Source organism: Streptomyces longisporoflavus (genome assembly GCF_014649775.1).
Lineage (GTDB): Bacteria > Actinomycetota > Actinomycetes > Streptomycetales > Streptomycetaceae > Streptomyces > Streptomyces longisporoflavus.
This window is the reverse complement of record NZ_BMTR01000003.1, coordinates 346373-371536: the sequence shown is the minus strand read 5'-3', so window position 1 is coordinate 371536 and position 25164 is coordinate 346373. Positions and strand designations below refer to the sequence as shown.

Here is a 25164-nt window from a genome sequence, read left to right as displayed (position 1 = left end):
TCACCTCTCCTTCTGCAGTACGGACAGCGCGGCGATCAGGTCGGCCTGTGGTTCGGGGTTCACGTCCAGGGCGTCGAGGGGGGCGAGGCGCCGCTCGCGCTCCGCGCCCAGGACGTTGTCCAGGTAGGTGCTGAGCAGGCGTCCGCCCCTGTCCCGCAGCCGGAGCGCTCCTTGGGCGCCGATCCGTTCGGCGAGCGTCTCGCCCGCCGAACGGCCACGGCCCCCGCCGAGCAGGGCGGTGGCGAGCAGGGCGGCCACCACCTCGGGGTCGGGCAGGAAGTTCTTCTCGACGCCTTCGAGTCCGCGTACTTCGTCCTCGGCGTACTCCTCGAGGACGCGCCGCCAGCGCCGTACCGCCATGCCGATACGGTGCTCGGCGCTCTCCGCGTCCCGGTCGCGGTCACCGAGGCCGGGGGCCGCGGCGGCGGGCTCACGCCGCCACGCCTCGTCGATCCGCTCGTCGGCGGCGGTGACCGCGCACAGCAGCAGCGCCTCCAGGCTTTCCGCGACGGCGTCGAGGAGCTCGCCGGCGCCGCAGTCCAGCGGGTAGCTGCGCCACCGCTTCAGCGCGTCGCCCGCGAGGACGGCTCCGGCCTGCAAACGCTCCCGCACGCGCGCGTGCTCGTGTCCATAGGCCTCGTCCACTGCGGAGGTCAGCCGCAGCGCGGCCGCGTACTGCATGGCGACGGCGCCCGCGAGTTCCGGGACGCGCACGTTGAGGGACTGGATGACGCCGTACGCCGTCTGCGCGATGGCCTGCGCACGGGCCGCCGGGTCCTGGGACCGGTGGGTCAGCCAGGTCCGCAGCGGCGCGACGGCGGTGGACGGGAGCAGCCCGCCGCCGCCCGCGGACTCGGGCAGCTCGGGCACGGTGAAGCGCGGCACGTCGCCCAGGCCCGCCTTGGCGAGCAGCGCTCCGTACTGCCGCGACACCTCGGCCACCAGCTGGTGCGGCACCCGGTCGAGGACCGTGACGAGGGTGGCGTCGTACTCCTTGGCGGTACGCAGCAGATGCCAGGGCACGGCGTCCGCGTACCGGGAGGCCGTGGTCACCATGACCCAGATGTCGGCGGCGGAGATCAGCTCGGCGGCGAGGTTGCGGTTGTCGGAGATGAGGGAGTCGACGTCGGGGGCGTCCAGGAGCGCGAGCCCCCGGGGCAGGGTCTCCGAGGTCTCGATGCGCAGCGCGCGTTCGCCGCCGGGCTCGATCGGCAGCAGGTCGTCGCTGCGGTCGTCGTGCCCGTCCTCCCCCTCGCCGTCCTGGCCGGAAGGCTCCGGACGGGGCACCCACACGCGCGTGAGGTCGGGCAGTACGCGCATGTCGGCGAACCAGTGATGGTCCTCCGGATGGCATACGAGGACCGGGGTCCGGGTCGTCGGGCGCAGCACTCCCGCCTCACTGACCCGCCGCCCCACGAGGGAGTTCACCAGGGTCGACTTGCCCGCCCCGGTGGAACCCCCGATCACGGCGAGCAGCGGCGCTTCGGGTGCCTGCAGGCGGGGCACCAAATAGTCGTCGAGCTGGGCAAGGAGCTCGTCCCGGTTGGCACGCGCGCGTGGCGCCCCCACCAGAGGGAGCGGAAAGCGTGCGGCGGCGACACGCTCGCGCAGGGCGGAGAGTGCGTCGAGCAGTTGAGGCCGTACGTCCAAGGTCACCACATGTGAAGAATGCCCAATTTTGACGGCATTCTGAAGCATATGGGCACCGCCTGCGCGCCGATCGGACACTTGGGGCGGAAGGGGCGACTGGGGCGCAGGCATAACGAGTGCACAACACCCGAGGCGTGAGGCGCCAAAAGCGATGCGGGATTCGCACCTGCCTGCGATTATCAGGACCGCTTCACTGAACCTCCACATAGCGCCTCGGAGGCGAAGCGCCAGGGACAAGGACCCGGGAGCCCTATCCTTGTCCCCGGCAAGGTCACGGCTCGACCCACCCGGGCTCCAGGCCACCGGCCACCATCCGGCCCCCGTAGCTCAGTGGATAGAGCAGGCGCCTTCTAAGCGCTTGGCCGCAGGTTCGAGTCCTGCCGGGGGCGCTAGCGGCCTCTCACCTGCGGTAGCGCGTGAGGGGCTCTTTCATGGCCGGATGGCCGAGGACGGGCAGCGGTCTACTTCTGCTTGACCGGAGGGCACGTGCCCGTGTCCTCGCCGATCGAGTTGATCTCGGCGTTCGAGCGGGAGTCGCCCGCGTAGTCGACCTGGTCCGTGCACTTCGTGTCGGGGTCCTTCGGCGTGCCCGACGCCGCGTCGGAGTTCTTGACCGGCGGGCAGGTGCCCGTGTCCGCGCCGATGGAGTTGATCTCGGCGTTCGAGCGCGGGTCGCCCGCGTAGTCCAGTTGGTCCGTGCACTTCGTGTCGGAGGGGGACTTCTGGACCGGCGGGCAGGTGCCCGTGTCCGCGCCGATCGAGTTGATCTCGGCGTTCGAGCGGGAGTCGCCCGCGTAGTCGACCTGGTCCGTGCACTTCGTGTCCGGCTTTGCGGGGGTGCCTGCCGGCTTGGCGCTCTTGGTGGAGGCGTCGGGCTTCGGGGTGCTCTCGGCTGTCGTCGCCGCCGATGAGTTGGCGGAGGTCTCGGAAGGGGACGCGTTGTCGGCACCGTCGTTGTTGCATGCCGTCAGCGCCAGGCCGAGGGCCACTGCGGTCATGGTCAGTACCGAGATCTTCCGAGTGCGCATGGCGTGTCTGTCCTCTGTGTGTGCGTGGGGCCGGCGGGCGAATGCGGTGGGGGCTGTTCCTCCGCGTGGTCGTCCGTGTGGTCGTCCGTGTGGGTTTCTGTCCTCGCAGATGTCCGGCGTGGTTGCCTCGGTTGCTTCTTGATCGTTCTCAAGACACGTTCGTGACATGACAGTGGCCACGTCGTGAAACCCCCTCCGACATGGGGTTCGGCGGCCGGCGAATACGGTGGCGCGATGACGACGACCAAGAAGTTTCAAGTCACCTTCGACTGCGCGGAACCCGAACGTCTCGCACGCTTCTGGTGCGAGGTGCTGGGCTATGTCGTGCCTCCGCCGCCGGAGGGGTTTGCCACCTGGGACGAGTTCAAGCTCTCGCAGCCCGCCGAGGAGCGGGACTCGTCGTTCTCCTGCAGCGACCCCTCGGGCGTGGGGCCGCGGCTGTACTTCCAGCGCGTCCCCGAAGGGAAGTCCGCCAAGAACCGCGTGCACCTGGACGTGCGCGTCGGCACCGGGCTCGTGGGCGAAGAGCGTCTCGCCGCGCTCGAGGCCGAATGCGCGCGGCTGATCCCGCTCGGCGCGGTCCACTTGCGCACGCTGTACGACGGCGAGGACTCATGCATCCCGATGCTGGACATCGAGGGCAATGAGTTCTGTGTCGATTGACGGGACCCCACGCTCCGGCCCCACGCTCCGGCCCCGCGCCCGGACCGCTCCACGGGCGCCGACTCATTCCCGCGGAGTCGACGCCCATGGGCGGGCAGTACCGGCCGTGGAGGGGAGCTCAGCGCGGGCGGTACGCCCTGCCCTCCAGCCTCCTCCCGTAGCCGGGTGCGGAACGGAAGGGAGCGACGCATTTCCTCTACGTCATGCGGCGACCGCCAGGACGCGGGGGCTTACTCCGGTAGGCGCAGTTCCCCGTATGCGCCCTTCGGCACCACCGGCCCGCGGGGCGCGACGGCCGGTACGCGGGTGTAGGGCGTGGACTGCGGTGGACGGGCGTCCGGGGCGTTCTTGTTGGGCCAGTGCGCCATCGCCCGTTCCGCCTGGGCCGTGATCGTGAGGGACGGGTTCACGCCCGGGTTCGCCGAGATCGCCGAGCCGTCCACCACCGAGATGCCGGGGTGCCCGTACAGGCGGTGGTAGGGGTCTATCACTCCCGTTTCCGGCGAAGCGCCTATCGGGCAGCCGCCCAGGAAGTGTGCCGTCAGCGGCCTGTTGAGGAGTTCGCCCAGATTCGTGCCGGCGAAGCCGTTGATGCGCTCGGCCACCAGGCCCGCCGCCTCCCAGCCCTCCGCGATGTGCACGGGGTTGGGCGCACCGTGCCCCTGTTCCGCCGTCAGCAGGCGGCGGCGTCCCAGGCGGGTGGTGAGGGAATTGTCGTGGGTCTGCATGACCAGGCCGATGATCGTGCGCTCCGACCAGCGGTGCGTCGACGCGACCCGGGCCACGAGTACGGGGTGGGTGGCGAAGGCGAGTACGGCGGCCAGCGGTTTGGGGAGGTTCCGGCGGTACTGCGGGACGCAGATCAGCGCCATCAGGTTGGAGCCCTTGCCGTAGCGGACGTTCTCGATGTGGGTGGTCGGGTTCGGGTGGATGGAGGAGGTGATCGCTACGCCCCGGGTGAAGTCCAGAGGGCGGCCGTCGCCGTGCTTCTTGCGGTAGCGGCGCGGGAAGGTCACCGCGCCCACCAGCGCCTCGGAGTTGGTGCGGGTGAGTCTGCCGAGACGGGAGGAGATGTGCGGAAGGACTCCGTCCTCCTTCATGCGGTGCAGGAGCGTCTGGGTGCCGTACGTGCCCGCCGCGAGCACCACGTGGCGGGCCCGCAGGACGGTGCGGCGGCCCCTGCGGCGCTTGTCGGTGGGTACGGTCACCACCTCGTGGCCGCCGGCGACCTCGCGCACCGACACCACGGTCGTCATCGCGCGGATCTCCGCGCCCGCCCGCTCGGCCAGGTACAGGTAGTTCTCGGTGAGTGAGTTCTTGGCGCCCACCTTGCAGCCCGTCATGCACGAGCCGCACTCGGTGCAGGGAGTTCGCGCGGGGCCGGTGCCGCCGAAGTACGGGTCGGGAACTTCCGGGCGTACGCCGCCCGTTGCAGGGATGGAACCGGTGGCGCCGCCGGTACCGCCACCGGTTGCACGTTCCTCACCGCCACCGCTTGCACGCCCGTCACCGCCCCCACACTCGTCACCGCCGCCCCCGCACCCACCCGCGTCCCTCCCGTCGCCGAAGAACACCCCCACGGGCGTCAGCCGGAAGGTGTCCGCCACACCCATCCGGTCCGCCGCCGCCCGCAGATGCTCGTCCGCCTCGGTCGTGGTCGGGTTCTGGCGTACGCCGAGCATGCGCCGGGCCTGGTCGTAGTACGGGGCGAGTTCCGCCCGCCAGTCCGTGATGCCCGCCCACTGCTTGTCCTGGAAGAAGGCCCGCGGCGGTACGTAGAGGGTGTTCGCGTAGTTCAGCGAGCCGCCGCCCACCCCTGCGCCCGCAAGGACCATGACATTGCGAAGGAGATGGATGCGCTGAATGCCGTAGAGGCCGATGGCCGGTGCCCAGATGTAGTTGCGCAGATCCCGGGAGTGCCGGGGCAGCGCCTCACGGGTGAAGCGACGCCCCGCCTCCAGTACGCCGACGCGATAACCCTTCTCGGTCAGGCGCAGGGCCGCCACCGAACCGCCGAAGCCTGAACCGACCACCAGTACGTCGTAGTCGTGCGTCTCCTGAGCAGACTCCGCCCCGCCCGCTGGCCGCGTCCCCTCGCTCACCGTAAAGCCCTCACCCACCGTAGAGCGCCTCGATCTCGGCCTCGTACGCCGCCGTCACCGCATGCCGCTTGATCTTCAGGGACGGTGTGAGCAGGCCGTTGTCCTCGGTGAACTCGCCCTCCACCAGGGAGAACTTGCGGATCGACTCGGCCCGCGAAACCGCCTCGTTGGCGTAGTCCACCGCCTTCTGCACCTCCGCGATCATCTTCGGGTCCCGGCACAGTTCCGCGAGCGGGGTGGTCTTCGGGCGTTTGCGCACGGCCAGCCAGTGCTCGACGGCCTCCGGGTCCAGGGTGATGAGCGCGGCGACGTACGAACGGTTGTCGCCGACGACGATGCACTGGCCGACCGGCGCCCGGCTGCGCAGCCGGTCCTCCAGGACCGCCGGGGAGACGTTCTTGCCCCCGGACGTGACGAGGATGTCCTTCTTGCGCCCGGTGATCGTGAGATAGCCGTCCTCGTCGAGCGCCCCCAGGTCACCGGTGGCGAACCACTCGTCCCGCAGCACGGCGTCCGTCGCCTCCGGGTTGTTCCAGTACGAGCCGAAGACGATGCCGCCCTTGATCAGCACCTCCCCGTCGTCGGCGATGCGTACGGCGGTGCCCGGCACCGGAAGACCCACCGTGCCGGGGCGGGGTTTCAGCGGCGGCGTGATCGTCGCGGCGGCCGTGGTCTCCGTCAGGCCGTAGCCCTCGTAGATGACGATTCCGGCGGCGTAGAAGAAGAGGTTGAGGCGCCGGTCGAGGGGCGAGCCGCCGCTGATCGCGTACCGCAGCCTGCCGCCGACCTCCTTGCGTATGCGGCGGTAGACGAGCAGTTCGTAGAGCCCCCAGCCCAGATAGAGCCCGAGGGAGGGGCCGGGGCCGCGCTTCCCGAGGAACTTGTCCAGGTACGCCTCCCCGAACCGCACCGCGATCTTCTCGGCCCGGTCGAAGGACGCGCCGCGCCCGATCTTCTCCGCGGTCGCGCGCCCCGTGTCGTGGATCTTCTCGAAGAGGTACGGGACGCCGACGACGAACGTCGGCCTGAACGAACGCAGTTCCGGACGCAGCTCGTCCGGTTTGATGCTCGGGCAGTGGCCGAGCTCGATGCGGGCGAGCATGCAGGCGATCTGGATGGTGCGGCCCAGGATGTGGGCGAGCGGCAGGAAGAGGAGCGTGGAGGCGACCTGGCCCGTGATCTCCTTGAAGATGGGGTGCAGCAGGTCGACCGTGTTCGCGGCCTCTGCGTGCAGATTGCCGTGGGTCAGTACGCAGCCCTTGGGCTTGCCGGTCGTGCCCGACGTGTAGCAGATGGTGGCGATGGAGTCCGGGGTGAGGGCGGACCTCCGCTTGGTCACCTCCTCGTCGGACAGTTCCCGCCCCAGCGCCGTGAGTTCGGCCAGTGCGCCGTCGTCGACGCACAGCACCCGCGGCGGCTCGGCGAGGTCCGCGACCCCCGCGCCGGCCGTCGCGACGTTCTCCGCCGTCTCGGCGATCAGCAGCGTCGCGCCGGAGTCCCGCACGATCCACTCGATCTGGTCCGCCGCCGATGTGGCGTACACCGGCACGGTCTGCCCGCCCGCCGACCAGATCGCGAAGTCCAGTACGGCCCACTCGTACCGCGTACGGGACATCAGCGCGACCCGGCCGCCGGGCTTGAGGCCGGCGGCTATCAGCCCCTTGGCCGTGGCCGTGACCTCACTCGCGAAGGCCGCCGCGGTGACCGGCCGCCACCGGTCGCCCTGCTTGCGGCGCATGACCACCGCGTCGGGCGCCTCCGCGGCGTTGGTGAAGGGGATGTCGGCGGTGCTGCCCGTCGTCGCCTTCGCCGCGAGCCGGGCGGTACGGGCCTCGCGTACGACGCCGTGCTCGTCCCGGACGAGCTCCACCGCGGCCCGTTCCGCCAGCTCGCTGTGGCGTTGCGCCCGTTTCAGATCCTTGCGTACGCCCATGACGCTTCCCGGCTCCCCACTCATGAACTACCAGCGGTGCATGCGTACTTACTGGGAGGTCAACTTACTCAAGCGTAGGGAAAGTTCAATGGGGCGTGCAGCGAAGAAATCAGCGGGCGATCATCACTTCGGGACAGAAGCCCCTACCCCTCCCGCGAAGGAGGCGCAGCCGGAACCCACACCTCACCTTCGAGCACCCGGCCCATCCCCACCCACACCATGTTCATGAGCCGCAGCGTGACGCCTTCCGGCGACTGGCCGGGGTGGCCGCCCATCCAGTCGGTGAGCGAGTCCGCCGCGCCGACCAGCGCGTGTGCGACGAAATCGGCGTCCTCGTCGTCGAGTCGCGCGCCGCCGTCGCTCTCCGCGATGCCGTCCCAGACAAGGCCCGCGACCTCCGCCATCACCGCGCGCCGCGCGTCGGCGACGGCGGACGCGATCGCCTCGCTCAGCTCCGACGCCTGGCGGTGCAGGACGATCCAGCTGTCGCGATGCTCGGCGACGAAGGCGAAGAACGCCGAGAGGCCCGCGTGCAGGCGCAGTTCGGGCGCGCCGCCGCCCGCCTTCGCGGCGCTCTGGAACGCGGCCACCAGCCGGTCGGCCTCACGTCGCAGGCAGGCGAGAAAGAGGCCCTCCTTCGAGTCGAGGTAGAGATAGACCATCGGTTTCGAGATGCCGGCCAGTTCGGCGATCTCGTCCACGGACGCGGCGTGATAGCCGCGCTTGGCGAAGACCGTCACCGCCACATCGATGATCTGCTGCTCGCGCTCCTGGCGCGGAACGCGCTTCCGCCGTCCCTCAGTTCTCCCGTTGACCGTCACCCTTGCAGCCTCCCAGACTCGGGGCTACCTTACCCTCTAGTAAGTTTACTACTCGGTAAGGAGATTGCCATGGCGGACGGTGTCGGCGGGGCCGAGGGTGTGGCCGGGCTTGACTTCGCGAGCGTCACCCCGGAGGAGTTCGCGAAGATCGTGAAGGGCTTGTCCGGCAAGGAGATCACCGAGATCGCGCAGGACGCGGAGCTGCGCACCCGCGTGCTCCAGGAAGTGTTCGGACGGATGGGCCGGCAGTTCAAGCCGGAGGCGGCGGGCACGCTCAAGGCCCTGATCCGCTGGAAGATCACGGGGATTGACGAGGCGGTCTACGAGACCGACATCTCGGAGGGCACCTGTGTCGTGCGCGAGGGGCGCTCGGACGCCGAGCCGCGCGTGACGCTCGTCATGGCCGACGCCGAGTTCCTCAAACTGGTCTCCGGCAACGCCAACCCCGTGACGATGTTCATGATGCGCAAGCTCAAGATCGCGGGCGATGTGGCGCTCGCCGCGGGCCTCACCCGCTACTTCGACATCCCGAAGGCCTGACCCCCCGGCACCGGACTCCCGAAAGGAACTCATCATGGCCTTCTCGCTCGAACTGACCGAGGAACAGCGGGACCTGCGCGGCTGGGTGCACGGCTTCGCCGCCGACGTGGTGCGGCCCGCCGCCGCCGAGTGGGACGAGCGCGAGGAGACGCCCTGGCCCGTCATCCAGGAGGCCGCCAAGATCGGCCTGTACGGGTTCGAGTCCCTGGCCGATCTGTTCGGCGACCCCAGCGGGCTCTCGCTGCAGATCGCCAACGAGGAGCTGTTCTGGGGCGACGCGGGCATCGGAATGGCCCTGTTCGGCACGTCGCTCGCGGTGGCCGGCATCTTCTCCGCGGGCACGCCCGACCAGCTCGCCGAGTGGGTACCGCAGTGCTTCGGCGACGAGGACGACCCTAAGGTCGCGGCGTTCTGCGTCTCGGAGCCCGACGCGGGCTCGGACGTGTCGGCGATGCGGACGCGTGCGACGTACGACGAGGCGCGGGACGAGTGGAAGCTGTCGGGCCAGAAGGCGTGGATCACGAACGGCGGCATCGCGAACGTCCATGTGGTGGTCGCGTCCGTCGATCCGGCCCTCGGCTCGCGCGGTCAGGCGGCGTTCATCGTGCCGCCCGGTACGCAGGGGCTCGAAGGCGCCAAGAAGATCAAGAAGCTGGGGCTGCGGGCCTCGCACACCGCGGATGTGTTCCTGGACGACGTACGTGTGCCGGGGCACTGTCTGCTCGGCGGCAAGGAGCGTCTCGACGCCCGGCTCGCGCGGGCCCGCGAAGGCGGCAAGGCGGGTTCCGGTGGCCGCGGCCAGGCCGCCATGGCCACCTTCGAGGTGAGCCGGCCGACGGTGGGAGCGCAGGCGCTCGGCATCGCGCGGGCCGCGTACGAGTACGCGCTCGACTACGCGGGCTCCCGGGAGGCCTTCGGCAGGCCGATCATCGAGAACCAGTCCATCGCCTTCGCGCTCGCCGATCTGCGGACCGAGATCGAGGCGGTACGGCTGCTGATCTGGCAGGCGTCGTGGATGGCACGCAACGACAAGGCGTTCGACGCGGGGCAGGGCTCCATGTCCAAACTGCGCGCCGGCGAGCTGGCCGTTTCGGCGACCGAGAAGGCCGTGCAGGTGCTCGGGGGCGCGGGGTACAGCAGGGAGCACCCGGTGGAGCGGATGTACCGGGACGCGAAGATCTACACGATCTTCGAGGGGACCAGCGAGATCCAGCGACTCGTGATCGCCCGCGCGATCTCGGGGCGGCAGATTCGGTAGGGCGAGGAGACAGAGCGGCAGAGCGGCAGATTCGCCGGAGCGGCCGGAGCAGCCAGAGGCAGACCCGCCGGAGGCAGAGCGGCAGGTCCGCCGGAGCAGCCGCAGGCAGAGCGGCAGACCCGCCGGAGCAGCCGCAGGCAGAGCGGGCAGCCCACCGGCGGTGTTGCGCACCCAGCCGTACCCCCAAACCCCACCAAACAGACCGAAAACCCCTCAAGCCACACCTGACCTGCGCCGACAAAAGAAGCATGACGTCGACGCAACCCTTCCTCCGCGAGCCCGACGCCGTCCTCGGGCTGATGAACAGCCGACGCGACGCCGCGGGAGTCCTCCGGCGTTGTGTCCTCTGTCTGCTGCCTGCCTGCGTCATCGTGTTCGCCGGGTTCCAGCGGCGCTGGATGTCCGACGACGGGCACATCTACGTCCGCACGGTCCGCCAGATCCTGGCGGGCAACGGCCCCGTCTTCAACGCGGGCGAACGCGCCGAGTCCTCCACCGGCACCCTCTGGCAGTGGCTCCTCGTGCTCGCGGGGCTGCCGGGGATCGACATCGCGCGGGCGGCGATGTACGGCGGGCTGCTGCTGACCGCCGCCGGGTTCGCGCTGGCCTCGCTCGGGGCGCTGCGGCTTTACGCGGACAAGGCCGTACTGCCCCTGGGCTGTCTCGTCCTGCTCGCTCTGCCGCCGGTCTGGGACTTCGCCACCTCCGGTCTGGAGACCGGCCTCGCGACCTGCTGGATCGCGGGGGCCTGGCTGCTGCTCGTCACGCGGGCGCGCTCACTCGTCACCTGCGTGATCATCGGGCTCGGCCCCCTCGTACGTCCCGACCTGGCGCTCGTGACCGCCGTCTTCCTCGTAGCGCAGTGGCTGGCGGTCCATCCCTCGCGGCGGGCCACCTTCGGCGGACTCGGAGCGGCCCTCGCGCTGCCGGTCGCGTACGAGATCTTCCGGGTCGGGTACTACGGGCAGCTGATGCCGCTGCCCGGCGTGACCAAGGAGGCCTCGGAGAGTCTGTGGCGGCGCGGCTTCGGCTACCTCGCGGACTTCGGGGAGCCCTATCTGCTGTGGGTGCCCGCGCTGTTCCTGCTCGCGGCCCTGCTGCCGTCGGCGGCATCGGCTGCATCGGCTGCATCGGCTGCATCGGCGGCATCGATGGACCGGCGGGACGCGCCCCCGCTGATCCCCGCGCTCGCGCCCGTCGTCGCCGGGCTTCTCTGCTGGGCCTACGTGATCAAGGTGGGCGGCGACTTCATGCACGGCCGGATGTTCCTGCCGGGGCTCCTGCTCATGCTCCTGCCGGTCTTCCTCGTGCCCCTCACGCGCGCGTGGACCATCGCCGCGGTGGGCATCGGCATCTGGGCCGTCGCCTGCGCGAGCTGGCTGCGGATTCCGTACGAGGGGCGGATCGGGCCAGGCGGCGTCGCGGACGAGCGCGGTGTGTACGTCCGGCAGAACGCGGCCCCGCACCCCCTCCACCACGATTTCGCGGGTTATCCGAGCAACGTCGACTACGCACGTCTCGTACGCGAAGCCGACCGCGAGGGCACGCCTACCCTCTTCCTGGCCAGGACGCCGGCCGGCACCAACTCCCCCACGGTCACCGGCGTCTACAACACCCTCGGCTTCAGCGGCACGGTGGTCCCCCTCAGCGGCGTCGCCCTCGACCCGATCGGTCTCGCCTACCCCCTTGCCGCCCACTCCGAGCGCATCGAGGGCAGCCGGGTGGGCCACGACAAGCGGCTCCCCGATACGTGGATCTTCGCCGACCGCGGCCACGGCCCTCTCCCCGAGGGCCTTGACCCGGCGGGGGTCGCCGCCGCCCGGCGTGCGCTCGACTGCGGGGCGCTGGCCGAGCTGCGGGCGGCGACGCGGGACCCGTTGACCCCGAAGCGGTTCCTGCGCAATGCCGCCGGGGCGTGGGAGCGGACGACGTTCCGCTTCCCCAATGACCCGGTGCTGGCCGAACGGCAGCTCTGCGGCGACTAGCGCTCGGGGAGCGGGGGTCTGTCAGCCCTTCAGCTCGCCCTCCTCCTCTCCCCCGGCCCCGTCCCCCTCGTATCCGCCGCTGAGACGGTCCGCCTGGCGGACTGCTGTCGCGAGGTCGCTCAGGGCCTTGTCGCCGTCCCCGGCCGAAGACAGAACCTCGGCCTCTTGTGCCAGTTCGGCCAGCGTCGGGGCGCCGGGGAGAAACCGGCGGACCGGGGAAGCGGTGGAGCTGTCGCCGGAGGTGTCGCCGGATGTGTCGGAAGACATCGGCTCGGGCCCCGAAGCGGTGCCGTAGGGCCCCTGCCGCAGCGCGTCCGCGAAGTACGCGGCCACCGCCGCGGTGCGCAGACCGCGGTCGGCGTCCGGCAGGCCGTCCTCCAGGTCACCCGACTCGATCTCGTTCGACTCCTCGTGCGGGACGCGGCTGTCGGGGTCGAGCCAGCGGACGCTCGCCGTCGCCACATGCCCGCTCGTGGCGGGCTTCATCCGTACGGCATACAGCGCGGTCACGGTGTGTCCGGGACCGACCTCGCCGCCGTCCACGCTGTCGTCGCGGAAGTCGTCGTCGGCGACCGCGCGGTTGTCGTAGCCGATGAGCCGGAACTGCTTGACGGTCTCCGGGTCGAAGGCGACCTGCGCCTTCGCGTCGCGGGCGCGCAGTTCGATGTGGGCGGGGAGTTGCTCGCAGAAGACCTCGCGGGCCTCCTCGATGTCGGACACGTACGTGGTGTGGCCGTCGCCCTTGTCGGCCAGCCGCTCCATCAGCGCGTCCCCGTAGTCGCTGCCGACGCCCACCCCGAAGAGGGTGATGCCGTGCTCGCGGCGGGCGTCGGAGATGCGCTCCAGGATGCCGTCGGCGCTGGTCTCGCCGGTGTTGGCAAGGGCGTCGGAGAGGAGCACGACACGGTTGGTGGCCCCGTCGCGCCGGTCGCCCACCGCGGTGTCGTACCCCGTACGGATGCCTGCTTCGAGGTTGGTGGACTGGGTCGGCTCCATCGCTTCGACGGCCGAGTGCACCTTGCCCCGGTGGCCTCCGAGGCGGGTCATGGGCAGCACCTTCTCCGCGCTGTCGCTGAAGGTGACGAGCGCGACGGAGTCGTCGTCGCGCAGCTTGTCGGTCATGATCCCGAGCGACTCCTTGACCAGGTCGAGGCGGCCGGGCTCCGCCATCGAGCCGGAGACGTCGATCACGAAGGTGAGGGCCGCGGGCGGGCGTTCGCGGTCCGAGCCCTCCGCGCGGGTCGCGAGCCCCACCCGCAGCAGGGACCAGCCGTCCTCGTCGGTGCGGGCGCCGTCCACGTTCACCGAGAAGCCGTCGCCGTCGGGGCGCGGGTAGTCCTGGCGGAAGCTGTTGACGAACTCCTCGGGGCGTACGGTCGCCGGGTCCGGCAGACGGCCTTCGGCGAGGGTGCGGCGGGCGAAGCCGTACGACGCGGTGTCCACGTCGAGGGCGAACGTGGAGAGGTAGTCGGGGGGCGGGGCGAAGTCGCGTTCCCTGCCTTCCTGTTGCCCGTCAGGGGTGGCGGCGTCGCCGGTGCCGGGCGAGGCGGGGCCCGGCGCGGGCAGCGGGGCGGTGCCGCGGCGGTCCTTCCCGCTGTTGTCGACAGCCCGGTCCGTGTTGCCGCCACCACTGCATCCGGTGAGCAGCAGCCCACCGGCCACGGCTCCGGCGAGCAGCCCCCGCCGTATTTTCCAGGTCCGCATCCTGGCCCCCTCGCGTCGTCGGTTCACATGACTGTGACGCGCGGGGCACCGCGAACGCTCGCTCGAAACCGTTGCGGAAGAGTCTCAATGCGGGTACGGGCCCCTGGGCCTTGGGCGGGGGTTTTCACCGGCTTCGCCGAGTTCGTCCTCAAACGCCGGACGGGCTGACATACCTTCGGCCGGGCTGGGATCACCCAGCCCGGCCGAAGGTTGAGGACTGAACCCCCTACGACACCACGTCCTTCCGCGCAAACCCCCTGAACGCCAGAGCAAACAGCACCAGTGCGTACGTCACCGAGACCGCCGAGCCCTGGATCATGCCGCCCCATTCCATGCGGGGCTGGATGGCGTCCGCCCAGGCGAACTGCCAGTGCGCCGGCAGGAAGTCGCGCCAGCTGCCCAGTGCCGTCACGGCGTCCAGCACGTTGCCGACGATGGTCAGGCCCACCGCGCCGCCGACCGCGCCGAGCGGCGCGTCCGTCTTCGTCGAGAGCCAGAACGCGAGCGCGGCCGTCACCAGTTGGGAGACGAAGATGTACGCCACCACGATGACGAGACGCTGCGCCGCGGTGCCCGCGGGCATGACGCCGCCGGTGGGAATGTGCAGCGGCCCCCAGCCGTACGCCATCGACCCCACCACCAGGCCGACCAGCGGCAGCAGCACCATCGCCGCAGCGCTGAGCCCGAGCGCCACCGCCAGCTTCGACCACAGCAGGCGGGCCCGCGGCACCGGCGCCGCGAGAAGATAGCGCAGGGACGACCAGCTCGCCTCGGAGGCGACCGTGTCCCCGCAGAACAGCGCGACGGGGATGACGAGCAGGAAGCCCGCCGACACGAACAGACACGTGGCCGCGAAGTTCGCGCCGGACGCCGTGGCCGTGTCCATCAGCGTCACCCGGCCGCTGCGGGACTCCGGCGAACCGGCGACGGCGAACGCGATGAGCAGGACGAAGGGCAGCAGGCCCATCACCCCGCCCATCACGAGCGTGCGGCGCCGCTTCAGCTGGCGGACCGCCTCGACGCGCAGCGGGAGCGTACGGCCGGGGCGGTAGCCGGGGGCCGTGACGCGCTCCGTGCCCGGCCGCTTGTTCGGCACCCCACCCGGATCTCCGCCGGACACCCCGCCCGGATCCCTGCCGGGCACCCCGCCCGGCTCAGTGGCTGTGGCGCTCATGCGTTGCCTCCGTCGATCAGGGTCAGGAACGCGTCTTCGAGGCGGCGGTGCGGGCCCATGGACTCCACGGGCAGCTCCAGGCGCACCAGTTCGGGCAGCAGCCGTGCGGCGCTGCCCGCCTCCGTGCCGTCGAGGCGTACGAGGAGGCCGCCGTCCGCGCGGACCGCCGACGCGACGCCGGGCAGCGCGGCGACCTTGTCCACCATCGGCTCGGAGACGTCGTCCGCGAGCCCCACCAGGAGCGTGTCGCCGGAGCCGACGATCTCGGCGACCGGGCCCGCCTGGATGAGCCGTCCGCGGTCCATGACCACCAGGTGCGTGCAGGACTGCTCGACCTCGGCGAGGAGATGGCTGGAGACGATGACCGTGCGTCCGCCCCGCGCGTACCGGATCATCACCTCGCGCATCTCGCGGATCTGTGGCGGGTCGAGGCCGTTCGTCGGTTCGTCGAGGATCAGCAGGTCCGGCATGCCGAGCATGGCCTGGGCGATCGCGAGTCGCTGCCGCATGCCCTGTGAGTACGTCCGCACCGCGCGGGCGAGCGCGTCGCCGAGCCCGGCGATCTCCAACGCCTCGTCCATGCGGGCGTCTTCGGCGGGGCGCCCGGTGGCCTTCCAGTACAGCTCCAGGTTCTCGCGCCCGGAGAGGTGCGGCAGGAAGCCCGCTCCCTCGACGAACGCGCCCACCCGGGAGAGCACCGGGGCGCCCGGCCTGATCGCCTGGCCGAAGACGCGGATCTCGCCCGCGTCGGGCTTGATGAGGCCCATGAGCATGCGCAGGGTCGTCGTCTTGCCCGCGCCGTTCGGGCCCAGGAGGCCGAGCACCTGGCCCTTCTCGACGCTGAAGGAGAGGTCACGCACGGCGTACCGGTCCACGGACTTGGCGTACCGCTTGCTCAAGTCCGTGATGCTCAGCGGCACTTCTTCGAGGTCCGGGTCGGGCGCGGGCGTCGCCGTCCGCCGCCGCGCGGTGACCAGGAGGAGCACCGCGAGCACGGCTCCGGACGCCGGGAGCCACCACACCCAGGCGGGCAGCGGCGTCGCCGCGGTCTTCACGCCGGGCGCCGTGGGCACCTTCAGGTCGCTCTTCACGGACACCGTGTACGTGGCGGGCTGCGCCGGAGAGGCATAGCCGAGGTCCGTCGAGGCGAGGACGAGACGCAGGCGGTGTCCCTTCTGCAGGTCGTGGTCGACGGCGGGCAGGGTGAGGGTGACGTCCTTGCCTGCCTTCGCGCCCTCCACCCGGATCGGCGAGACCAGCTGCGAGGGCAGCACCTTCTGGCCGCCGCCGGGCCCCACGTCGTACACCTTGCCGAAGAGCACGGCGTCCTCGCTGTCGGACTTGACGTGCACCCGCACCTTCGGTGACCCGGTGATCCGCAGGTCGTCCCCGACCGGCGCCGACTGGAACGCGGCGTGCTGGCCGGGGAAGTCGAGGGAGACGCCGACGCCCAGCGAGGACAGCTGGTCGAGCCCGCCGCCGCCCGCACCCGGAAGCGCGGAGATGGCGGGCGGCGCCGCGCCCGCGGGGTTCTCGACGCGCTGCGGCTCCCGTCCGCTGAGCGGGATGTCCCGCAGCCCGCTCTCCAGGCCGGGGTACCGGTCGCCGCTCGCGCCCCGCAGCTGCGCGGAGCCGTTGGTGGAGTCCATGCCTCCGGTGCGCGTGACCCGGAAGCCGGGGCCGGTGTCCGCGCTCTTGTCGTCCTTCAGGTAGCGGTCGAACCACGATCCGATGCGGCCCTCGATCCGGCTCGTCTCCGCGTTGCCTCCGTCGTGGCCGCCCGCGATCCAGTCGACGGAGACGGGCGCGTGGTTGCCGCGGATCGCCTTGGCCGTGGCGTCGGCCTGGCCGAGCGGGAAGAGGGAGTCGGTCTGGCCCTGCACCAGCAGGGCGGGCACCTTGATGCGGTCGCCGACGGCCTGCGGGCTGCGCTCGGTGAGCAGCTTGCGGGCCGCCTCGTCGGGCTTTCCGTTCACCGCGACGCGGTTGTACATCTCACACAGCTGCTTCTCGAAGCGCTCGCAGCCGCCGCCGGTGTTGATGAAGAGGCCTGCCCAGAGCTTCTTGAACACGCCGTTCGGGAAGAGGGCGTCGCTGAGGTTCCAGTACGTGATCTGGGGGGCGATGGCGTCCACACGGTCGTCGTGACCGGCGGTGAGGAGGGAGATCGCGCCGCCGTACGAGGCTCCGGTCATGCCGACGCGGGGGTCGCCCTTCTTGTCCAGCTGCACCTCGGGCCGCTTCGCGAGCCAGTCGATCAGGTGCGACGCGTCGGCGACCTCGCCCTTCGGGTCGTTGAGCCCGATCTTGCCGGTGGACTTGCCGAAGCCGCGGGCGGACCAGGTCAGGACCGCGTACCCCTGTCCGGCCAGGTCTTCCGCCTGGGCGCGCAGCTTGTCCTTGCTGGCGCCGAAGCCGTGGCCGATGAGGACGGCGGGACGCTTGACCGAGGGGTCGCCCGCGGTGAAGTACGAGGTGTCGATCTTCGCGCCGCCCGCGCCGGTCATCCGCATGATCCGGTCCTGGCGGTGCACGGCGGGGCCGTCGTCCGACGCCGCCGCCGCCGTCCAGGTGCCCGCGCCCGCGAGCAGCGCGAGGGCGGCCACTGCGGCCGGCAGTCTGCGCTTGGGCAGCTTCGGCAGTCGTAGATCCATGCGTCAACCGTACGGGCGAGGGCTGACATCCGAGGCAGCCGGTGGATTGAACCCGATTGCCTACCCGGGGAGTAGACAACACGACCCGCGTACCGCAGGCGCGGTACGCGGGTCTTCCGTGTGCCCTCAGTGGTTGCGCGGAAACCCGAGATCCACACCCGCCGGCGCGTCCGACGGGTCCGGCCAGCGGGTGGTGACGACCTTGCCCCGCGTGTAGAAGTGCGTCCCGTCATTTCCGTAGATGTGGTGATCTCCGAAGAGCGAGTCCTTCCAGCCACCGAAGGAGTGGTAGCCGACCGGCACCGGAATCGGGACGTTCACGCCGACCATGCCCGCCTCGATCTCCAGCTGGAAGCGCCGCGCGGCGCCGCCGTCACGCGTGAAGATCGCCGTGCCGTTGCCGAAGGGAGAGGCGTTCATCAGCGCCACGCCCTCCTCGTACGTGTCGACGCGGAGGACGCACAGGACGGGGCCGAAGATCTCGTCCTTGTACGCGTCGGCCGTGACCGGCACGCGGTCCAGGAGCGAGAGCCCGACCCAGTGGCCGTTCTCGAAGCCCTCGACGGTGTGGCCGGTGCCGTCGAGGACGACCTCGCAGCCCTGTGCCGCCGCGCCGGTGACGTACGAGGCGACCTTGTCGCGGTGGGCCGCGGTGATCAGCGGGCCCATCTCCGAGGCGGGGTCGTTGCCGGGGCCGATCTTGATCTTCTCGGCCCGCTCCTTGATCTTCGCGACCAGTTCGTCGCCGACGGAGCCGACCGCGACCACGGCCGAGATGGCCATGCAGCGCTCGCCCGCGGAGCCGTACGCCGCCGAGACGGCCGCGTCGGCCGCCGCGTCGAGGTCCGCGTCCGGCAGGACCAGCATGTGGTTCTTGGCGCCGCCGAGCGCCTGCACGCGCTTGCCGTTGGCGGACGCGGTGGCGTGGATGTGGCGGGCGATCGGCGTGGAGCCGACGAAGGACACGGCCGCCACGTCCGGGTGTTCGAGGAGCCGGTCGACGGCGACCTTGTCGCCGTGCACGACGTTGAAGACGCCGTCCGGGAGCCCCGCCTCGGAGAGCAGCTCAGCGATCTTGACCGACGCCGAGGGGTCCTTCTCGGAGGGCTTCAGGACGAACGTGTTGCCGCACGCGATGGCCAGCGGGAACATCCACATCGGCACCATGGCCGGGAAGTTGAACGGCGTGATGCCCGCGACGACGCCGAGCGGCTGGCGGATGGACGCCACGTCGACGCGCGAGGCCACCTCCGTCGACAGCTCGCCCTTCAGCTGGACCGTGATCCCGCACGCGAGGTCCACGATCTCCAGACCGCGGGCTACCTCGCCGAGCGCGTCCGAGTGCACCTTGCCGTGCTCGGCGGTGATCAGCTCGGCGATGGCGTCACGGTTGGCGTCGAGCAGCGCGCGGAAGGCGAAGAGGACCGAGGTGCGCTTGGCGAGCGACGACTTGCCCCACGTGGCGTACGCCTCGCGCGCGGCGGCGACGGCTGCGTCCACCTCGTCCACGTTCGCGAAGGCGACCTGCGTGGTGACGGTGCCGGTCGCGGGGTCGGTCACGGGACCGTACGTCCCCGACGCACCCTCGACCGTCTTCCCGCCGATCCAGTGATTGACGGTCTTCGTCATGACAAGCATCCCTACTCTCACAGGTGGCGGCGTCGGGCTGAGACGTGCCGGTCGTACTCTTTCCTGGCCTTGATCGCGGACGGTCGGTCCGCCGTCTCGGCCACGGGCACATCCCACCACGCCTGCGCCGGGGGCGGGGGCGACACTGTGTCTGCCGTTTCCGTCTCCGCGTAGACACATGTGGGACCGTCGGCGGCGCGCGCCTCGGCGAGCGCGTCGCGCAGGTCAGCGACTGTTCTGGCGCGAATCACGCGCATCCCGAGCGAGGCGGCGTTGGCCGCGAGGTCGACGGGCAGCGGGGCGCCCGTGTACGTGCCGTCGGGCTCCCGGAAGCGGTAGGCGGTGCCGAACCGCTCGCCGCCCACGGACTCGGAGAGCCCGCCGATGGAGGCGTATCCGTGGTTCTGCAGGATCACGACCTTGACCGGGATGTTCTCCTGGACCGCCGTGACGATCTCGGTGGGCATCATCAGATACGTCCCGTCGCCGACCAGCGCCCAGACCTGGCGGTCGGGTGCCGCGAGGGCGACGCCGATCGAGGCGGGGATCTCGTATCCCATGCAGGAGTAGCCGTACTCGACGTGGTACTGCCGGGGCGAGCGCGTCCTCCACAGCTTGTGGAGATCTCCGGGGAGCGACCCGGCCGCGTTGATGATCACGTCCGTGTCCGTGACGAGGCCGTCGAGCAGGCCGAGGACCTGGAGCTGCGTGGGCCGCACATCGGGTTCGTCGGTGGCGTAGGCGGCGTCGACCCGCCGCTCCCAGCGCGCCTTGTCCCCGGTGTACTCGGCTACGTACGCGGGCGGGACCCGCCACCCCTCAAGGGCGCCGGCCAGCGCCTCCAGGCCCGCGCGCGCGTCGGCGACCAGGGGCGTGCCCGCCATCTTGTGGCCGTCGAACGCGGTGACGTTGAGGTTCAGGAAGCGGACGTCCGGCGTCTCGAAGAGCGTGCCGGAGGCGGTGGTGAAGTCGCTGTAGCGGGTGCCGACGCCGATCACCAGGTCGGCGGTGCGGGCGAGTTCGTCGGCCGTGGCGGTGCCGGTGTGCCCGATGCCGCCGACGTCCGCCGGGTGGTCGAAGCGCAGGGACCCCTTGCCCGCCTGGGTGGAGGCTACGGGGATGCCGGTCGCGTCCGCGAACTCCCGCAGCGCCTCCTCGGCGGCGCTGTGGTGGACTCCGCCGCCCGCGACGATCAGCGGTCGCCGCGCCGCGCGCACGGCCCGTGCTGCGGCGTCCAGTTCCCGCGGATCGGGCGTCTGCCGGCGTACGCCCCACACCCTCTCCGCGAAGAACTCCTCCGGCCAGTCATACGCCTCCGCCTGCACGTCCTGCGGCAGCGCGAGGGTGACGGCGCCGGTGCCCGCGGGGTCGGTCAGCACGCGCATCGCGGCGAGCGCGGCCGGGATCAGGGCCTCGGGCCGGGTGATCCGGTCGAAGTACTTCGACACCGGGCGCAGGCAGTCGTTGACGGACACGTCGCCCGCGTAAGGGACTTCGAGCTGCTGGAGCACCGGGTCGGCGGGGCGGGTCGCGAAGGTGTCGCCGGGCAGCAGGAGCACCGGGAGGTGGTTGATCGTCGCGAGCGCGGCGCCGGTGACGAGGTTGGTCGCGCCGGGGCCGATGGACGTGGTGACGGCGTGCGTGGACAGGCGGCCCGACTGGCGGGCGTACCCGACGGCGGCGTGCACCATCGCCTGTTCGTTGCGGCCCTGGTGGAAGGGCATCTCGTCGCCGTACTCCACGAGGGCCTGACCGATGCCCGCCACGTTGCCGTGCCCGAAGATGCCCCAGGTGGCGCCGATGAGCCGCTGCCGCTCGCCGTCGCGCTCGGTGAACTGCCGGGACAGGAAGCGGACGAGGGCCTGCGCAGTGGTCAGCCTGATCGTCGAGGTCATCGTTTTGCCTCCGCTGTCATCGCTGTTCCTGCACGGTCATCGGTACCCCTCCGTGTGGTCGGGATGGAAGCAGATGCGCCACTCCCGCTCCTGACCGGGACCGGCCATCACGTTCAGGTAGTACATGCTGTGCCCCGGCTGGGCGATCGACGGGCCGTGCCAGCCGTCGGGGACGAGCACGGCGTCACCCGTGCGGACCTCGGCCAGGACGTCGGTACCGCCGGGCCGGGAGGGGAAGACCCGCTGGTAGCCGAAGCCCTCCCGCCCTTCCGCGCTCGCCTCGATCTCGAAGTAGTAGATCTCTTCGAGCTCGGCCTCGACGCCCGGGCGGTGCTCGTCGTGCTTGTGCGGCGGGTACGAGGACCAGTTGCCGCCGGGGGTGATCACCTCGACGGCGATGAGGCGGTCGCACTCGAAGGCTTCGGCGGACGCGAAGTTGCGGACCTCGCGGGCGCAGTTGCCGCTGCCGCGCTGCTCGACGGAAACCTCCGGCGCGGAGCCGTAGCGGGCGGGGAGTCGACGCTCGCACTTCGCTCCTGCCAGGGCGAAGCGGCCTCCCGCGCCGGAGGCGATCTGGATATGGGCGTCACGGGGCACGTAGGCGAAGTCGCTCACTCCGCTGAACACGTCCTCGCGGCCCAGCAGTTCGATGATCTCGTTTTCCGCGTGCACCGTACAGCCGCCGGTCAACGGGAGCACGATCCATTCACTCTCCCCGGTGACGAACGAGTGTGTGGCGCCCGGTTCGATGTCGATGACCCGCAGCGCGGAATAGACCAGACCGGACCGCTTCGGATCGAGTTCCAGCGCGTACGGCCCCTCGGCCGCGCTGCCCTTCGGTACGTACGTCATGTGGCCCTCCTACAGCAGTCCGACGGCGGTGTCGACGGCGCCCGCCACGTCCCCGTCCGCCGGGTACAGCAGCGTGCGCCCGGCGACGAGGCCGTGCACGGTGGGCAGTTGGAGCGCGCCCCGCCACTTCTCGTAGGCGGCGTCGCCGTCGTCCCCGATGTCACCCCCGAGGAGGACGGCGGGCAGCGTCGACGTCTCCATCACCTGCGCCATGTCGTCCGGATTCTCGGTCACGGGGACCTTCAGCCAGGTGTACGCGGATGTCCCGGCGAGCCCCGAGGCGATGGCGATGGACGTGGTGACGGCCTCCGCGCTCAGGTCGTTGCGCGGCGGACCGCCCTCGGGCGGGCGTCTGCTGAGGAAGGGCTCGACGAACACGGGGAGCTTCCGTGCGGCCATGGCGTCGATCGCGCGGGCACTGGAGTGCAGGGTGGCCAGGGAGCCGGGGTCGTCGTGGTCCACCCGCAGCAGGAGCTTGCCCGCGTCGAAGCCGAGCCGGTCGATGTCCTCCGCCCGGTAGCCCGTGAACCGGTCGTCCAGCTCGAACGAGGCCCCCGCGAGCCCGCCCCGGTTCATCGAGCCCATGACGACCTTGCCCTCCAGGGCGCCGAGCAGGAGCAGGTCCTCCAGGATGTCGGCGGTGGCGAGCACACCGTCCACGCGGGGCCGGGAGAGCGCCAGGCAGAGCCGTTCGAGAAGGTCCCCGCGGTTGGCCATGGCCAGCTTGTCCCCGCCGACGGAGAGCGCCCCTCTGGCGGGGTGATCGGCAGCGATGATCATCAGCCGCCCCGTGTCACCGAGGAGCGGCCGTCCGGCCCGCCGGGCGGCGGCCTCGGCGATGGCCTCGGGGTGCCTGGCCCGGATCCGGATGAGTTCGGCGAGGTCGGTCATTCCTCTCCCCCGCCCGCCCTGCTCCCGCCGTCATGGTTCCCGCCCCGCACGGCTCCCGCGGCGAGCGCCGCCTCGACCTCGTCCGGGAAGGGCATCGCGGAGGAGCACTCGAGGCGCGACGCGACGATCGCCCCCGCCGCGTTGGCGTACCGCATGATCCGTTCGAGGTCCCAGCCTTCGAGCAGCCCGTGGCACAGGGCCCCGCCGAAGGCGTCCCCGGCCCCGAGGCCGTTGAGCACCGTCACGGGCAGCGGCGGCACCTCGGCGCGCTCGCCCTCGCTGTTCATGGCGAGGACCCCCTCGGGGCCCTGCTTGACGACGGCGAGTCCGACGCCGGAGTCCAGCAACGCGCGGGCGGCGGCCTCCGGTTCGCGCACTCCCGTGGCGACCTCGACCTCGTCGAGATTGCCGACCGCGACGGTGGCGTGCGCGAGCGCGTCCGCGTAGAAACCCCGCGCTTGCTCGGCCCGCTCCCAGAACATCGGCCGCCAGTCGAGGTCGAAGACGGTGAGCCCGGCCTTCGCCCGGCCACGGAGCGCGGCGAGCGTCGCCGACCGGCTGGGCTCCGCGCAGAGCCCCGTACCCGTCATCCAGAACACCCGTGCGGAAGCGATCGCGCCGAGGTCGAGTTCCTTCTCGTACATCTCCAGGTCAGGGGCTTTCGGCTGCCGGTAGAAGTAGAGCGGGAAGTCGTCGGGCGGGAAGACCTCGCAGAAGGTCACCGGGGTCGGCAAGCCGTCGACCGCGCTCACCCAGCGGTCGTCGACCCCGAACTCCCGCAGCTCCCGGTGCAGATAGACCCCGAAAGGGTCGTCGCCGGTGCGCGTGACGACCGCGACGCGGCGGCCGAGCCGGGCGGCCGCGACGGCGACGTTCGAGGCCGAACCGCCGAGGAACTTGCCGAACTCGCTGACGTCGGCGAGGGACACCCCGGCCTGCAGCGGATACAGATCCACCCCGATCCGGCCCATGGTGATGACGTCGTACGGATCGATGACGTCGTACGGATCGGACACCCTGCACTCCCTCTCGCTCCCGGCCTCGCCCCCTGAGCCCACCCCTGAGCCCAGCCCCTAGGTCTATTCCGCCTCACGACCCCTGTCAACACATTGTCCTTACATTCGGACCACTGCTTGACATCGTTCCGCGGCGACCTGAAAGCTGGCGGACATGACGACGCTGTCACGCATCCGGATCGGTTCGGCACCCGACTCGTGGGGCGTGTGGTTCCCCGAGGATCCGGCCCAGGTCCCCTGGAGGCGCTTCCTCGACGAGGTGGCGGACTGCGGATACGAGTGGATCGAGCTCGGCCCGTACGGCTATCTGCCCAGCGATCCGGCCGTACTGACCGCCGAGACCGAGCGGCGCGGCCTGAAGGTCTCGGCCGGAACGGTCTTCACCGGCCTGCATCACGGGCCCTCCGTCTGGGAGAAGACCTGGGCCCACGTGGCCGACAACGCCGCGCTCGCGCAGGCGATGGGCGCCGGGCACCTCGTCGTCATCCCGGCCTTCTGGCGCGACGACAAGACCGGCGAGGTCCTTGAGGACCGCACGCTCACCCCGGAGCAGTGGCGCCAGCTCACGCGCCAGACCGAGCGGTTGGCGTACGAGGTGCGCGAGCAGTACGGGCTGCGCGTGGTCGTCCACCCGCACGCCGACACGCACATCGACGACGAGGAGAACGTCACCCGCTTCCTCGACGCGACCGACTCCGCGCTCGTCTCGCTCTGCCTGGACACGGGCCACTACGCCTACTGCGGCGGCGACAGCGTCAAGCTGATCGAGACGTACGGCGAGCGCATCGGCTATCTGCACCTCAAGCAGGTCGACCCCGCCGTCCTCGCCGAAGTGCGCGCGCAGGAGATGCCGTTCGGGCCCGCCGTCGCCCGCGGCGTGATGTGCGAGCCGCCGACCGGCGTGCCGGCCATCGAGCCCGTCCTCGCGGCGGCGCAGAAGCTGGGCGTCGACCTGTTCGCCATCGTCGAGCAGGACATGTACCCGTGCCCGCCGGACCAGCCCCTGCCCATCGCCCGCCGGACACGGTCGTTTCTGCGGTCCTGCGGAGCCTAGGCAGCCCCGCGGAGCCCAGGCAGCCCCGCGGAGCCCAGGCAGTCCTGCGGAGCGTAGGCGGTCCCGCCGAGCGCAGGCGGTCCAGCTCGCTTTCGTTCACCGCTGACCCTTGCATCACAAGCGTCACAAACAACACCCCCTTGTCACACATGTCCCGTATACGCGGGTGATCCGTAACAGCCGGTCGACAGCCGCCGCCGCGCGGTCACTCAGCGTCGTTCACCGGGCACAGGCTGAGTGATCGCCGGCGTCGCGCCGCAGCTCCCCCGACGACTCCTCCCGAGTCGCCCCTGCGGCGCCCCGCGAGGAGGTGCC

At 71.1% G+C, this 25164-nt stretch carries 18 protein-coding genes and 1 tRNA gene; 6 read left to right on the top strand and 13 right to left on the bottom strand.

Annotated elements, in window-relative coordinates; genetic code table 11:
- A complete protein-coding gene (locus IE226_RS08290) occupies nt 1-1698 on the bottom strand; it encodes a dynamin family protein (protein WP_190080376.1) in 1698 nt (565 codons plus the stop codon).
- A 268-nt stretch (nt 1699-1966) separates the two neighbouring features.
- Between IE226_RS08290 and IE226_RS08285 the strand changes: the two genes are divergently transcribed.
- A tRNA-Arg gene (locus IE226_RS08285) sits at nt 1967-2039 on the top strand.
- A 72-nt stretch (nt 2040-2111) separates the two neighbouring features.
- On the opposite strand, the gene IE226_RS08280 is transcribed toward IE226_RS08285, so the two are convergent.
- Nucleotides 2112-2678 (bottom strand): hypothetical protein, encoded by a 567-nt coding sequence (locus IE226_RS08280; RefSeq protein ID WP_190080375.1) that lies wholly within the window; start codon nt 2676-2678, stop codon nt 2112-2114.
- A gap of 234 nt (nt 2679-2912) precedes the next feature.
- Here IE226_RS08280 and IE226_RS08275 point away from each other — a divergent pair, with 234 nt between their 5' ends.
- A complete protein-coding gene (locus IE226_RS08275) occupies nt 2913-3341 on the top strand; it encodes a VOC family protein (RefSeq protein ID WP_190080374.1) in 429 nt (142 codons plus the stop codon).
- A 230-nt stretch (nt 3342-3571) separates the two neighbouring features.
- Here the strand turns inward: IE226_RS08275 and IE226_RS08270 are convergent, their stop codons facing one another.
- From IE226_RS08270 to IE226_RS08260, 3 genes are all read right to left on the bottom strand, one after another.
- Nucleotides 3572-5443, bottom strand: coding sequence for a GMC family oxidoreductase (locus IE226_RS08270; protein WP_190080373.1), 1872 nt, complete (start codon nt 5441-5443; stop codon nt 3572-3574).
- A gap of 10 nt (nt 5444-5453) precedes the next feature.
- Nucleotides 5454-7376 carry an AMP-dependent synthetase/ligase gene (locus IE226_RS08265; protein ID WP_190080372.1) on the bottom strand — a complete coding sequence of 641 codons (1923 nt, stop codon included), beginning with the start codon at nt 7374-7376 and terminating at the stop codon, nt 5454-5456.
- Between the two features lie 143 nt (nt 7377-7519).
- Nucleotides 7520-8197: a TetR/AcrR family transcriptional regulator gene (locus IE226_RS08260; protein ID WP_190080371.1), complete on the bottom strand. Its 678-nt coding sequence runs from the start codon at nt 8195-8197 to the stop codon at nt 7520-7522.
- 69 nt (nt 8198-8266) lie between these two features.
- Between IE226_RS08260 and IE226_RS08255 the strand changes: the two genes are divergently transcribed.
- From IE226_RS08255 to IE226_RS08245, 3 genes are all read left to right on the top strand, one after another.
- On the top strand, nt 8267-8737 hold the full coding sequence (locus IE226_RS08255) for an SCP2 sterol-binding domain-containing protein (RefSeq protein WP_190080370.1): 471 nt from the start codon (nt 8267-8269) through the stop codon (nt 8735-8737).
- A gap of 31 nt (nt 8738-8768) precedes the next feature.
- Entirely contained in the window at nt 8769-9995 is a 1227-nt protein-coding gene (locus IE226_RS08250; RefSeq protein ID WP_190080558.1) for an acyl-CoA dehydrogenase family protein, read from the top strand.
- 248 nt (nt 9996-10243) lie between these two features.
- Complete coding sequence (locus tag IE226_RS08245; protein ID WP_190080369.1) at nt 10244-11980, top strand: arabinofuranosyltransferase AftB family protein; 1737 nt, start codon at nt 10244-10246, stop codon at nt 11978-11980.
- A gap of 21 nt (nt 11981-12001) precedes the next feature.
- Here the strand turns inward: IE226_RS08245 and IE226_RS08240 are convergent, their stop codons facing one another.
- From IE226_RS08240 to iolC, 8 genes are all read right to left on the bottom strand, one after another.
- Nucleotides 12002-13684 (bottom strand): vWA domain-containing protein, encoded by a 1683-nt coding sequence (locus IE226_RS08240; RefSeq protein WP_190080368.1) that lies wholly within the window; start codon nt 13682-13684, stop codon nt 12002-12004.
- A gap of 226 nt (nt 13685-13910) precedes the next feature.
- The gene (locus IE226_RS08235; RefSeq protein WP_190080367.1) at nt 13911-14858 is read right to left on the bottom strand and encodes an ABC transporter permease; all 948 of its coding nucleotides are present in this window, start codon (nt 14856-14858) and stop codon (nt 13911-13913) included.
- The gene (locus tag IE226_RS08230; RefSeq protein WP_190080366.1) at nt 14855-17512 is read right to left on the bottom strand and encodes an alpha/beta fold hydrolase; all 2658 of its coding nucleotides are present in this window, start codon (nt 17510-17512) and stop codon (nt 14855-14857) included. The genes IE226_RS08235 and IE226_RS08230 overlap by 4 nt, the downstream gene beginning before the upstream one ends.
- A gap of 126 nt (nt 17513-17638) precedes the next feature.
- On the bottom strand, nt 17639-19141 hold the full coding sequence (mmsA, locus tag IE226_RS08225; RefSeq protein WP_190080365.1) for a CoA-acylating methylmalonate-semialdehyde dehydrogenase: 1503 nt from the start codon (nt 19139-19141) through the stop codon (nt 17639-17641).
- 17 nt (nt 19142-19158) lie between these two features.
- Nucleotides 19159-21036, bottom strand: coding sequence for a 3D-(3,5/4)-trihydroxycyclohexane-1,2-dione acylhydrolase (decyclizing) (gene iolD / locus IE226_RS08220; protein WP_190080364.1), 1878 nt, complete (start codon nt 21034-21036; stop codon nt 19159-19161).
- A 36-nt stretch (nt 21037-21072) separates the two neighbouring features.
- Nucleotides 21073-21888, bottom strand: a complete 816-nt coding sequence (gene iolB, locus IE226_RS08215) for a 5-deoxy-glucuronate isomerase (RefSeq protein ID WP_190080363.1) — start codon at nt 21886-21888, stop codon at nt 21073-21075.
- Between the two features lie 9 nt (nt 21889-21897).
- Nucleotides 21898-22779, bottom strand: coding sequence for a Cgl0159 family (beta/alpha)8-fold protein (locus IE226_RS08210; RefSeq protein WP_190080362.1), 882 nt, complete (start codon nt 22777-22779; stop codon nt 21898-21900).
- Nucleotides 22776-23795, bottom strand: a complete 1020-nt coding sequence (gene iolC, locus IE226_RS08205; protein ID WP_373306906.1) for a 5-dehydro-2-deoxygluconokinase — start codon at nt 23793-23795, stop codon at nt 22776-22778. Before iolC ends, IE226_RS08210 begins: the two co-directional genes overlap by 4 nt.
- Nucleotides 23796-23949: 154 nt before the next feature.
- Between iolC and IE226_RS08200 the strand changes: the two genes are divergently transcribed.
- On the top strand, nt 23950-24849 hold the full coding sequence (locus tag IE226_RS08200) for a sugar phosphate isomerase/epimerase family protein (protein ID WP_190080361.1): 900 nt from the start codon (nt 23950-23952) through the stop codon (nt 24847-24849).
- Nucleotides 24850-25164 lie beyond the last annotated feature (315 nt).